The 12942-nt window shown below is 59.4% G+C and carries 11 protein-coding genes; 1 reads left to right on the forward strand and 10 read right to left on the reverse strand.

Annotated features, from left to right (window positions below):
* Positions 1-61: 61 nt before the first annotated feature.
* From parC to AC1MEE_RS23030, 8 genes are all read right to left on the reverse strand, one after another.
* The gene (parC, locus tag AC1MEE_RS22995) at positions 62-2320 is read right to left on the reverse strand and encodes a DNA topoisomerase IV subunit A (protein ID WP_480411821.1); all 2259 of its coding nucleotides are present in this window, start codon (positions 2318-2320) and stop codon (positions 62-64) included.
* Between the two features lie 10 nt (positions 2321-2330).
* Complete coding sequence (locus AC1MEE_RS23000; protein ID WP_480411822.1) at positions 2331-2852, reverse strand: retropepsin-like aspartic protease family protein; 522 nt, start codon at positions 2850-2852, stop codon at positions 2331-2333.
* A complete protein-coding gene (locus tag AC1MEE_RS23005; RefSeq protein WP_480411823.1) occupies positions 2849-3826 on the reverse strand; it encodes an esterase-like activity of phytase family protein in 978 nt (325 codons plus the stop codon). Before AC1MEE_RS23005 ends, AC1MEE_RS23000 begins: the two co-directional genes overlap by 4 nt.
* Complete coding sequence (gene parE, locus AC1MEE_RS23010) at positions 3826-5730, reverse strand: DNA topoisomerase IV subunit B (RefSeq protein WP_480411824.1); 1905 nt, start codon at positions 5728-5730, stop codon at positions 3826-3828. The genes AC1MEE_RS23005 and parE overlap by 1 nt, the downstream gene beginning before the upstream one ends.
* A gap of 158 nt (positions 5731-5888) precedes the next feature.
* A complete protein-coding gene (locus tag AC1MEE_RS23015; protein ID WP_480411825.1) occupies positions 5889-6506 on the reverse strand; it encodes a YqiA/YcfP family alpha/beta fold hydrolase in 618 nt (205 codons plus the stop codon).
* Between the two features lie 107 nt (positions 6507-6613).
* Positions 6614-7429, reverse strand: coding sequence for a 3',5'-cyclic-AMP phosphodiesterase (cpdA, locus tag AC1MEE_RS23020; protein ID WP_480411826.1), 816 nt, complete (start codon positions 7427-7429; stop codon positions 6614-6616).
* A gap of 138 nt (positions 7430-7567) precedes the next feature.
* Positions 7568-8020 (reverse strand): DUF1249 domain-containing protein, encoded by a 453-nt coding sequence (locus tag AC1MEE_RS23025; protein ID WP_480411827.1) that lies wholly within the window; start codon positions 8018-8020, stop codon positions 7568-7570.
* Complete coding sequence (locus AC1MEE_RS23030; RefSeq protein ID WP_480411828.1) at positions 8011-8628, reverse strand: NUDIX domain-containing protein; 618 nt, start codon at positions 8626-8628, stop codon at positions 8011-8013. Before AC1MEE_RS23030 ends, AC1MEE_RS23025 begins: the two co-directional genes overlap by 10 nt.
* Before the next feature lie 204 nt (positions 8629-8832).
* Between AC1MEE_RS23030 and AC1MEE_RS23035 the strand changes: the two genes are divergently transcribed.
* Positions 8833-9579, forward strand: coding sequence for a DUF3298 domain-containing protein (locus AC1MEE_RS23035; RefSeq protein WP_480411829.1), 747 nt, complete (start codon positions 8833-8835; stop codon positions 9577-9579).
* Here the strand turns inward: AC1MEE_RS23035 and cytX are convergent.
* Together cytX and thiC are read right to left on the reverse strand one after the other, a co-directional pair.
* On the reverse strand, positions 9548-10795 hold the full coding sequence (gene cytX / locus AC1MEE_RS23040; protein WP_480416315.1) for a putative hydroxymethylpyrimidine transporter CytX: 1248 nt from the start codon (positions 10793-10795) through the stop codon (positions 9548-9550). The genes AC1MEE_RS23035 and cytX overlap by 32 nt on opposite strands.
* A 207-nt stretch (positions 10796-11002) precedes the next feature.
* Positions 11003-12892: a phosphomethylpyrimidine synthase ThiC gene (thiC, locus tag AC1MEE_RS23045; protein ID WP_480411830.1), complete on the reverse strand. Its 1890-nt coding sequence runs from the start codon at positions 12890-12892 to the stop codon at positions 11003-11005.
* Between the last annotated feature and the right edge of the window lie 50 nt (positions 12893-12942).

A 12942-nucleotide genomic window follows, 5' to 3' on the forward strand; every position in this document is an offset into this window, starting at 1 on the left:
ACTCCAGCGATTATGCGTCGATCTTCGCGTCAAAACGAAGACCGAGCGCTCTAAACCGCCGTTATAGGGTATTTTCCACCAGCAATGCATCCACTCGCTGGAAGCCGCGCGGAAGCTTATTACCGCGTCGACCGCGCTCACCTTTGTAATGTTCAAGGTCATCCGCCTTAAGCGACAGCGTGCGCTTACCCGCTTGCAGTACCAATGTCGCGCCCTCCGGTATCACCGCCAGGTCGGTTACGTATTCTTCGCGACTGGCCACACGCTCGCCCGGGATGCCGATGATCTTATTGCCTTTGCCTTTGCCCAACTGCGGCAAATCGCTGACTTTGAAAATCAACAAGCGTCCTTCGGTGGTCACCGCTGCGAGCCAGTTCTGCTCACGATCGGCCACCGGACGCGGCAGGATCACCTTGGCGCCGCCAGGCAAGCTCAACAGCGCCTTGCCCGCCTTGTTCTTGGCCTGCAGATCTTCGCCCTTGACCACGAAACCGTAGCCCGCGTCGGACGCGATGACATACAGCGCGTCATCATCCGGCAGCAGCACACATTCAAAGGTCGCGCCTGGCGGTGGCTGCAATTTGCCAGTCAACGGTTCGCCCTGGCCACGTGCAGATGGCAGGGTGTGGGCCGCCAGCGAATAGCTGCGTCCGGTGGAGTCGATAAAGACTGCAAATTGGTTGGAGCGCCCGGCTGCCGACGTCCTGAAGCCATCCCCGGCTTTGTAGGAAAGCCCGGTGGCGTCGATATCATGGCCTTTGGCGCAACGCACCCAGCCTTTTTCCGACAGCACGACCGTAACCGGCTCGGTCGGCATCAGCTCGTTTTCCGACAACGCCTTGGCTTCGGTGCGGGAAACGATAGGCGAGCGACGGTTGTCGCCATAGGTTTCAGCATCCGCGATCAGCTCGGTGCGTACCAGCTTGCGCAGCTTGGTTTCGCTACCCAGCAACGATTGCAGACGAGTCTGTTCCTTGCGCAATTCATCTTGCTCAGCCCGCAGCTTCATTTCTTCCAGGCGGGCCAACTGACGCAAACGGGTGTCGAGGATGTAGTCGGCCTGAATTTCCGACAGCGCGAAACGCTCGATCAACTCCGCTTTCGGCTGTTCAGCGGTACGGATGATATGAATCACTTCATCCAGGTTCAGGTAGGCCGTGAGCAAGCCGTCCAACAGGTGCAAGCGACGCTCGACCTTGTCCAGACGGAACTGCAACCGCCGACGCACAGTGCCGATGCGGAACACCAGCCACTCGCTGAGCAGGGCTTTCAGATTCTTCAGCTGCGGCTTGCCATCGAGACCGATGATGTTGATGTTGACCCGGTAGCTGGACTCAAGCTCGGTGGTCGCGAACAAATGCTGCATCAGCTCATCGAGCTCGACCCGATTGGAACGAGGGATGATCACAATGCGGCACGGATGCTCATGGTCCGACTCGTCACGCAGGTCGGCGACCATCGGCAGCTTCTTGGCCTGCATTTGCGCAGCGATCTGTTCCAGCACTTTAGCGCCGGACACTTGATGCGGCAGCGCGGTGACGACAATATCGCCGTCTTCGATGCGATACACCGCACGCATGCGCACCGAGCCTTTGCCGGTTTCGTACATTTTCAGCAGATCGGCGCGCGGCGTGATGATTTCCGCTTCGGTCGGATAATCCGGGCCCTTGATGTGCTCGCACAGCTCTTCGATCGTGGCCTTGGGCTCATCGAGCAAGTGCACGCAGGCCGAGGCAACTTCACGCAGGTTATGCGGCGGTACGTCGGTGGCCATGCCCACGGCGATGCCGGTGGTGCCGTTGAGCAGGATATTGGGCAGACGCGCCGGCAACACCGCTGGCTCATCAAGGGTGCCGTCGAAGTTCGGCACCCAATCCGCCGTGCCCTGCCCCAGCTCGCTGAGTAGCACTTCAGAGTAACGCGACAGCCGCGCTTCGGTGTAACGCATGGCAGCGAAGGATTTCGGATCATCCGGCGCCCCCCAGTTACCCTGGCCGTCCACCAGCGTATAGCGATAGCTGAATGGCTGTGCCATCAACACCATGGCTTCGTAGCAGGCCGAATCGCCGTGAGGGTGGAACTTACCCAGTACGTCACCGACGGTACGCGCCGACTTCTTGTGCTTGGAGTCGGCATCGAGCCCCAACTCGCTCATGGCGTAGACAATACGCCGCTGTACAGGCTTCAGGCCGTCGCCGATATGCGGCAAGGCACGGTCCATGATCACGTACATGGAGTAGTTGAGGTAGGCCTGTTCGGTGAAGTCAGCCAGCGATCGGCGTTCTACGCCATCCAGGCTGAGGTCAAGGGAATCGCTCATGCAAGCCTCATCATTTCGTGGTCTGGCGCAGCAGCATGGTGCCGCCGCGCTGGGTGAATTCAAGTTGTTTCATTGCGCTCATGCCCAGCAGTATTTGTTCGCCTTCCAGGCCGGGCAACACCAGGGCGCGCACGTCATGCAGGACGATGTCGCCAATCTGCAAGTGCTCCACGGTGGTCCGAAAGCCCTGGGCCGGGCCGTTGGCGGTGTTGGTCTTCACCGGCATACCGCGCTTGAGATGCAATGTGTCCGCCATGTCGGCAGGGATCGCTACGTCGGTGGCACCCGTATCGAGTAAAAACTGCACAGGCTGGCCATTGATCTGGGCATTGCCGACGAAATGGCCTTGGCCGTTGCTCAACAATAGAACCTGGATATAGCCATCGCCATGTTGCGACGTCACCACCGCGTTAGGGTTTTCCTGACGTTGCTCCCATTGCCCGAAAAAGCGCGTGGCCAGAAACAGCCCTGCGCCCCACGCCAGAATCAACAGCACGCGACCGGCGCGTTTGCCGGGAGGCTGCTGACTCATGGCTTGGCGCTCCAGCCATCCTTGGGTGCCGCAAAACGCCAGACAATCGGGCGTTTCTCGCCGTCGGCCCGTGCGCCAAAATTGTTGTCGACACCAATCCAGGCGCCATCTGCGTCGATGACCAACGCTTCAGCCAGACCATAGGGCTGCGAATAACGCTTCTCTGGCACCAACGCATCGTCGGCGAACGACCAGCAACGCTCGACCTTACCGGTGTCCAGATCGCGACGGCAAACCCGGTATGCGGCGCGTTCCAGGGTAAACAGCTTGCCTTCGAACAGCGACAGGTCGGAAAAGTCTCGCGAGACTTTACGGCTGCCCATTTGCGCCGGCATCGTTTGAGTCCCTGCTTCACTGAAGATTACGCAGCCACCCTTGCAGCTCCAGGCAGTCTGATCACGATGCACCACCAGCAATCCGCGCTTTTCGCGCTCGGCCGCCAGCCAGAGTCGATCCCCGGCCGGGTTGATCGCAATGCCTTCGAAGATTGCATTGAAGTGCCGCAGCATGCCACTGGCCCGCGCCTCACGGACCAGACTCGGCGGCAGTTTCAGCCAGTTCGGTGAGCCGGAGACCGGCACTTGCAGCACCGCCGCATGCGCCTCACTGACCAGATAACGATTACCCACTGCGTCACAGGTCACGCCTTCGAAATCCAGATCGCCCCCGCGAACGAGTGACGACGCCTTAGCCAGCGAACGCAAACTAAAGGACAAACCACTGTCTGGCACCGGCGGCACATCAATGACGTTCGCCTCGGCTTTCCACACCGTCGCGGAGGTATCAAGCCGATAGAGCAAGGCATCATCGCGATCCGATACCGTCCACAGCTCGCCATTGCACGATGCCAGCCCCGAGAGATTACCGCCGACCATGCCATCGACAGCGTGCTCGGACAGTAACTTCAGTTCAGGCAGCGGTTCTGCGAATACCGGTGACGCGATCAGCAATAACGCTGCGAGCCAGCCTCGCATCAAGTCAGAACCTCGGCCAGATTGCCTTTGGATTCGAGCCAGGTCTTGCGGTCGCCAGCGCGTTTTTTCGCCAGCAGCATGTCCATCATTTCCGAGGTGGCCGCGTAATCATCCAGCGTGAGCTGGACCAGACGCCGGGTGTTCGGGTCCATGGTGGTTTCGCGAAGCTGCGGTGGGTTCATTTCGCCCAGACCTTTGAATCGGGTGACCTGCGGTTTGCCGCGCTTCTTCTCGGCGACCAGACGATCGAGAATGCCATCGCGCTCGGCTTCGTCCAACGCGTAGTAGATCTCTTTGCCCAGGTCGATCCGGTACAGCGGCGGCATCGCGACGTACACGTGCCCAGCGTCCACCAGCGGACGGAAGTGCTGAACGAACAAAGCGCAGAGCAAGGTGGCGATGTGCAGGCCATCGGAGTCGGCGTCGGCGAGAATGCAGATTTTTCCGTAACGCAGCTGGCTTATATCGGCAGCACCCGGATCGACGCCGATGGCGACGGCAATGTTGTGCACTTCCTGGCTGGCGAGTACTTCGCCGCCATCGACTTCCCAGGTGTTGAGGATCTTGCCGCGCAACGGCAGAATCGCCTGAAACTCTTTGTCTCGCGCCTGTTTGGCCGATCCGCCAGCGGAATCACCCTCGACCAGAAACAGCTCGGAACGCATTGGGTCTTGCCCGGCGCAGTCGGCCAGCTTACCCGGCAGCGCGGGGCCTTGGGTGATGCGTTTGCGCTCGACTTTCTTGCTCGCCTTAAGGCGACGGCCAGCGTTGTTGATCGCCAGTTCGGCGAGTTGCATGCCCAGCTCAGAGTTGGCGTTGAGCCACAGGCTGAACGCATCCTTGACCACGCCGGAGACGAACGCCGCCGCTTCGCGGGAAGACAGCCGCTCTTTGGTCTGGCCGGAGAACTGCGGTTCCTGCATTTTCATCGACAGGACGAAGGCGATCCGTTCCCAGACGTCTTCCGGCGCCAGCTTGACGCCGCGTGGCAGCAGGTTGCGGAACTCACAGAACTCGCGCATGGCGTCGAGCAGGCCCTGACGCAGGCCGTTGACGTGGGTACCGCCTTGCTGAGTGGGAATCAGGTTGACGTAGCTTTCCTGAACGCTGTCGCCACCCTCGGGTAACCAGAGCAATGCCCAGTCGATAGCTTCTTTGTTGCCGGCGAAACTGCCGCAGAATGGCTCATCCGGCAGGCGCAGAAACTCGCTGACGGAATCTTGCAGGTAGGAACGCAAACCGTCTTCGTAATGCCATTCGATTTTCTCGCCGGTGGCTTTGTCTTCGAAGCTGACCAGCAGCCCCGGACACAATACCGCTTTGGCCTTGAGCACATGCTTGAGGCGACTGACGGAAAATTTAGGCGTGTCGAAGTATTTAGGGTCCGGGGCGAAATACACGCTGGTCCCGGTATTGCGTTTGCCGACCGTGCCGATCACTGCAAGCTCGCTGGCCTTGTAGCCATCGGCAAAGGTCATTTCATATTCGTTGCCATCGCGCTTGACCCGGACCCGGACCTGGTTTGAAAGCGCGTTCACCACGGAAATCCCCACGCCGTGCAGGCCGCCGGAGAACTGGTAGTTCTTGTTCGAGAACTTGCCGCCCGCGTGCAACTTGGTGAGGATCAGCTCGACGCCCGACACCCCCTCTTCGGGGTGAATGTCCACCGGCATGCCGCGACCGTCATCGGACACTTCCAGTGAGTTGTCGGCGTGCAGGATCACCTGCACCGATTTCGCATGTCCGGCGAGGGCTTCGTCGACGCTGTTGTCGATGACTTCCTGGGCGAGGTGGTTCGGCCGCGTGGTGTCGGTGTACATGCCCGGGCGTTTGCGGACCGGGTCGAGGCCCGAGAGGACTTCGATGGCGTCTGCGTTATAAGAGCTAGCGCTGGGATTGGCCATGGGGTCTCGTCGTCAGTTATTCATGAAATTACGGAGTATCAAGACTTGTAGGAGCTGCCGGAGGCTGCGATCGGCTGCGGAGCAGTCGTGGACTCTGGATCTTATCGCAGCCTTCGGCAGCTCCTACAGGGGTCCCTATGTGTTCTCGTGTTGTTCTATCAAAGCACAGACAAATCAATCGCCTGCAGCAGCTCTGGCGCGAAGCCTGCAAAACTCAGCAACGCCGGTAATCGCTCGGCGAAGCCCTGGAAACCGTGGTCGCCGCCAGCCTGAATGCGCAAGGCACATGCCCGGTAATACGTCTGGGCGCTGCGGTAATCCAGGGTTTCGTCCCCAGTCTGCAACCACACCTGAAAACGCTGCGGGTCCTGCGGGGCAGGCACTTCCAGTTCGGCCAGGGCCTGCACGTGGTCGTGGGTCAATTCCCAGCTTTCGCCGCTGTAAAGATTCTGCTGGGTACCGAGAAACCCGTCGAACAGCCGATGCGGCGTGACCGCCGGGTTGATCAGCACAGCCTTGAGGCCGTGGCGCTCAGCCAAGTGAGTGGCATAGTAGCCGCCGAGGGAGCTGCCGACCAGCAGCGGCCGGCCCAGTTCGGTTATCAACGCTTCCAACTGAGCGATGGCCTGACGCGGGTGATGATGCAGCGCCGGCACCCGCAAATGCTCGCCAAGGCCAAGGGCTTGCATCAAAGCCGATAGCTGGCTGGCCTTTTTCGACAGCGGTGAGCTGTTCAAGCCATGGATATACAGCAGTGTGGAGTGTTCGCCGGTCATATCCCCTCCTGAAAACTCTTGATCGCATGCAAAAACACGGAGTTTACAGGGACTACCGCCGGATGACTCGCCCTCAGATGTTTCCCAGTCAATTCAAGACGGATCGTTCAATAACCTTCACCACCGTAGTCCACCTCAAAGTCCAGCCCTTCTACCCGTGAGACGCCTGTTTCAAGGCCGCCGTCCGCGTGCAGACGCAGCCAGCGATAGCCTGGCGCGCTGCTGTCGACCTTGAACTCGACACTGCCCGGCGCAAACTGAATGCAGGTGGACGGCGTGGCCAGCAGGCGCACGCCATTGCGCAACTGATCGTATTCCTGATGGACATGACCCCAGAGCACAGCGCGCACTTGCGGGAATCGGTCGAGCACTGCGAACAGCGCGTCGGGGTTACGCAGGCCGATGGGGTCCATCCAGGCGCAACCTATCGGCACCGGATTATGATGCAAGCAAACCAGATGATGGCGTTCGGGCGCTTCGCTCAACGACTGAGCCAGCAATTGCAACTGCTGGTCCTGCAAATAACCGGGCACTGAGCCAGGTACAGAGGAGTCCAACAGGGTAATGCGCCACTGACCCACATCGGTCACCGGTGCCAGAAATTCACTTTGCTGCGCGGCTTCGGCCATTTCCGGCAATTCGTCGTGATTGCCAGGAAACCAGCGTGTCGGTGCAGAAATCTGCGCACTGGAGTGGCGAAACGCCTGATAGGACTCGACACTGCCGTCCTGCGACAAGTCGCCGCTGGCGATCAGTAAATCAATCCGAGGCTGCTCGGCCAAGACCCGTTCGATTACCTTATTCAGGCTGTCACGGGTATTCATACCCAGCAACTTGCCCCCTGCATCGGCAAACAAGTGGCTGTCGGAAAGCTGGACCAGCGTGACTGAAACGTCAGCGGTAGGGATGGGGGCGCTCGGCAAGGCCGTCTCCTTGAGCTATTTGGACACGATTATGCTGTTTGGCGGTCGCGAGGGTAACCCCGTCAACAAGACCTGCCTCACATTCTACAAAGCAGCTTCTAATGAATAGCGTTTGTCAGCGTGTGCGTGGAAAAACGCTCAGCGCACCACCTCAAACTCATGCCCACACGCCAGACAATGGCTCAGCCACTCACCCAAAAACAAATTGAGCTGAGCTTTTTCATCCGGCTGGTGCATGTCGGCATTGGGATACGGGTAAATGCCGCGGAATCGGCGGGCGTGTTCGGCACCGATGACTTCGGCCATACGTGCGTCGTGGTAGACCTGCACTTCCAGCTTGGGCACCGGCAGCCATGGCAGGCTGTGCTCCTGCCGTACTTGCAGGGTGGTGGTATACGGGCAATCCAGCAGCACTTCGACCGCCAGCACGCCGAGCATTTGATCGCCTTGGGTCACGGCCACCCGACGCGAGCGTTGCTCGTTGCGCATGTCGGGGAGCAGCCGCATCAAGCGCGCATAGTTGGCCTCACAGGCAGCTTGCAGCCCGACAAGGTCAACACGGTAGCGCTCGCGCACAGGATTCACGACCATAGCCCCCTGACTTCAGCCCGGTTCAATGCCAGCCATTGCAAAGCAATAAGGGTGGCGGCATTGAAAATTCGTCCATCACGCACGGCTTGCAATGCATCTTCCAATGCCCAGACCGACACGCGAATATCTTCTCCTTCCGACTCCAGTCCGTGTACCCCACCCGCCCCCTCACTGTCGCAATGCCCCAGGTACAGGTGAACGAATTCACTACTGCCGCCCGGCGATGGAAAGTATTTGGTGATCGGCAACATCGCACTGAAAGTAAGTCCAGCTTCCTCTTCTGCTTCGCGGTGGGCAACCTCTTCTGGTTGCTCATCCTTGTCGATCAGCCCGGCGACCAGTTCGATCAGCCACGGATTGTCGACTTTGCCGAGCACACCGACCCTGAACTGCTCGATCAGCACCACTTCGTCACGTTTGACGTCGTACGGCAGGACGCACACTGCGTCGTGACGCACGAACAATTCACGGCTGATTTCGCGGCTCATGCCGCCATTGAACAGCTCGTGACGCAGGTGCAGGCGATCCAGCCGGTAAAAACCCTTGAAGCAGTTTTCACGCTGGGTAATTTCCACCGCCGTCGGGACGGACTTGCTCATATCAGTCATGGAGTTCTCACTAAGGGCCCGCTCGGCTTCGCGCCATCCTAACGCGCTCTTTCCCAGGATGCAGCCCCTTGAACATGCCGTTGAGGCAACCGGGGTAGACGGCCGGCCCGGAAACAACTTCTAATTAGCCTAGTGGCGAACTGATGGAGCTGCTTGCAGTCGAAGCACGTCAACTCGCCTTTTTTGTTACTGCCAAGGATCACCATGTCATTTTTGAGGATCATTTCACTGGCCGGCCTCGCGCTGACGCTAGGCGCCTGCCAAAGCCTGTTCCAGCCCAACCTCCGCGCGCCGCTGGATGTGCAGCGTGATGTCTCGGAACAGATCAAGCCAGGCTGCACCGTGGCTGACTGCCCCTTGGTGAATATCGATACCGTGCACTTTCCCGACGAGCCGACACTCGACAGTCTGGTCGAAAGATCACTGTTGCAAATGACCCGCAACTCGCCAGCCGCATCGTTGCCGGTCTCGCTCAAAGCTTATGAAGAGCAATTTCTGCGTGAGGCGCCGAGCAGCAACAACAGCTATTTGCAGGCCAAAGTACGGGAGCAGCATGACGGTCTGGTGATCGTCGAACTGTCCAGTTATCTGGAAACCGACGGTGAACATGGCACCCCCGGTCGCGGGTTCATCAACTATTCCCGCCAGCAACACAAGGCGCTGACCCTGCAAGACATGCTGTTGCCGGGTCAGGAAGAGGCGTTTTGGCTGACAGCACAACAAGCCCATAAAGGCTGGATGATCACCAGCAAGGTCGACCAGGATGCCGAGTTCGTGAAGGCGTGGCCGTTCCAAAAAACGCCGAACATCGCCCTGACGTATGGCGGGGTGATCCTCAAATACCCCGTGACAACTATCGCCCCTTACACCATGGGCCACATTGAGCTGAACATTTCTTACCTTCAGCTCAATGGCATTCTCAAGCCGGAACTGTTCCCGGTCCGCGGCTGAAAACCCGGCCCAGCAGCAGCTGCAACACGCCAGCCACGATCAGGGCTGGCAGTGTTGCCCCTACATCGGGGTACAGATTGGCCAACAGGTGATAGGTGCTGACGCCACCCAGCCATGCCAACAGCGTCATCCAGCGAAAGCCGACCGTCGCCATCTGGCTGCTGCGGCGGCGCAGGATGAAGTGATCGACCAGCACCACGCCGAACAACGGTGCGAACACCGAACCGATCAGCAGCAAGAAGTTCTGGTACTGCGCCAGCGGTGCAAAGCAGGCGATCAGGGTGCAGATCACGCCGATGGCCAAGGCCAGATGCTCGACCTTCATGCGCAGCAGAATCCCGCTGGACACCGCTGCCGAGTGAATATCGGCGAAAGCGTTTTCAGATTCGTCGATCAGGATCAACAACAGCGGAATGCCCAACCCGGCACCGGACAAGGCCAGCAGCAAGGCATTCATCTCACCACTCGGCGCGAACGCCAGGGTATAAGCCACGCCCAGGCTCATCAGCCAGAAGTTTCCGATGAAAAAGCCCAGCGCCGTACCACCGAAGACACTTTGGGCGCGCTTGCCGAAGCGTGAGTAATCGGCGATCAGCGGCAGCCAGGACAGCGGCATGGCGATGGCGATATCGAAGCCCACGGCAAACGGCATCGAACCGTCACCGGCCCGCGACCATAACGCGGACAGATCGGTCTTGGTCAGCAGGTTCCAGGTCAACCACAGGCACGCTGCCAGCAGCAGCCAGATGCCCCATTTGCGCAATATCTGACGGACAAAGGTCAACGGCCCGCTGACGGCCAGCAAGGTGGCCAAGGCGCCGAACAGCAATGTCCAGAGCAAAGGGTTGGCCCACAGACTGCCCTCGGCGAACGCCCGCGCGCCCAGCAGACTGGCTGCATCACGCATGACGATGATCTCGAAAGCGCCCCAACCCACGAGTTGCAGCAGGTTCAACACCGCCGGCAGCGATGCGCCACGGGTGCCGAGGCTGAGCTTGAGCGCGGCCATGGACGAAAGTCCGGTATCCGTGCCGATCACGCCAACGGCAGCCAACAGCAAAACACCGACGGCAGTGCCCAGAAAAATCGCCAGCAATGATCCCCACAAGCCCAGCCCCGGCGCCAGCAACGCACCGGTCTGCAGGACCATCAGGCCAATGCCGAGGGAAAACCACAGGGAAAACAAATCACGCCCGCCGAACACACGCTTGCCCATAGGCACCGCGAGATCGGGGGAGTAGGTATTGGTTGAAATAGTCACAGGTGTTAACTCAGAGGGGCGATGCACTCAAAACCTGTAGGAGCGGGGGGACGCCTAGTTCTTGCCTGCGATCGACCGCGAAGCGGTCGCAGAGAGCATTGAAGGTCGTCCCGACCTTATCGCGAGCAAGCCCGCTCCTACAGGGGATTTGTCACAGGTAGATCAAACCTTTTTGTACAGCTGGCTACCTTCCTGCTTGAAGCGCTCGGCCTGCTCGCGCAACCCTTCCTGAACGGCCACGTCCACCGTTTCGATCCGCTGGTTGGCCGCGTATTCACGGACTTCCTGGGTGATTTTCATCGAGCAGAACTTCGGCCCGCACATGGAGCAGAAATGCGCGACCTTGGCCGAATCCTTCGGCAGGGTTTCATCGTGATAAGAGCGTGCGGTATCCGGGTCGAGACCCAGGTTGAACTGGTCTTCCCAACGGAATTCGAACCGCGCCTTGCTCAAGGCGTTGTCGCGAATCTGCGCGCCAGGATGCCCTTTGGCCAGGTCCGCCGCGTGGGCCGCGATTTTATAGGTGATGATCCCGGTCTTCACGTCATCTTTGTTCGGCAGGCCCAAGTGTTCCTTAGGCGTGACGTAGCAGAGCATGGCGCAACCGAACCAACCGATCATGGCCGCACCGATGCCCGAGGTGATGTGGTCGTAGCCCGGTGCGATGTCGGTGGTCAGCGGGCCGAGGGTGTAGAACGGCGCCTCGTCACAGCATTCCAGCTGCTTATCCATGTTTTCTTTGATCAACTGCATCGGGACGTGGCCCGGGCCTTCGATCATGGTCTGCACGTCGTGCTTCCAGGCGATTTTGGTCAGTTCGCCAAGGGTTTCCAGCTCACCGAATTGCGCCGCGTCATTGGCGTCGGCAATCGAACCCGGACGCAGGCCGTCGCCCAGCGAGAAGCTGACGTCGTAGGCCTTCATGATTTCGCAGATGTCTTCGAAATGGGTGTACAGGAAGTTTTCCTGGTGATGCGCCAGACACCACTTGGCCATGATAGAACCACCACGGCTGACGATCCCGGTCACGCGCTTGGCGGTCAGCGGTACATAACGCAACAGCACGCCAGCGTGAATGGTGAAGTAATCGACGCCTTGCTCGGCTTGCTCGATCAAGGTGTCGCGGAACAGTTCCCAGGTCAGGTCTTCGGCCGCGCCACCAACTTTTTCCAGCGCCTGATAGATCGGTACGGTACCGATTGGCACTGGCGAGTTGCGGATGATCCATTCACGGGTTTCGTGAATGTGTTTGCCGGTGGACAGGTCCATGACCGTGTCAGAACCCCAGCGAATACCCCAGGTCAGCTTGGCGACTTCTTCTTCGATGGAAGAACCCAACGCACTGTTGCCGATGTTGCCGTTGATCTTCACCAGGAAGTTGCGACCGATGATCATCGGCTCCAACTCGACGTGGTTGATGTTGGCCGGAATGATCGCGCGACCGCGGGCGATTTCTTCGCGCACGAATTCAGCGGTGATTTCTTTCGGAACACTGGCACCGAAACTGTGACCGGCGTGTTGCTGGGTCAACAGGCCGGCGGCGCGGGCTTCCTGCAGCTTCATGTTTTCGCGGATGGCGACGTATTCCATCTCGGCGGTGATGATGCCCTGACGCGCGTAGTGCATCTGGCTGACGTTGGCGCCCGCCTTGGCCCGACGCGGGTTGCGCACATGGGCGAAGCGCAGCGCGGTCAGTTCGGCATCGCTCAGGCGCTGTTGGCCGAAGTTGGAACTCAGACCTGTCAGACGTTCGGTGTCATTACGCGATTCGATCCACGGCGAACGCACGTCCGCCAGGCCTTTGCGCACGTCGATGATCACGTTGGGGTCGGTGTACGGGCCTGAGGTGTCGTAAATCACCACGGGCGCATTGATCTCGCCGCCGAAATCGGTCGGCGTCACGTCCAGGCTTACTTCCCGCATCGGCACCAGAATGTCCGGGCGTGAACCCTGAACATAGATTTTTTGCGAGCGGGTAAACGGTTGAACCGATCCCGAGTCGACTTGGGCCGAGTCGCTAAGGTTGGCTGTGTTTTTTGATTTTGTACTCATCACGGACTCTCCAGACATCATCCAGCGGCGGATTAATTGTCGGAGCAAAC

It is taken from the genome of Pseudomonas sp. ASL3 (assembly GCF_056680425.1).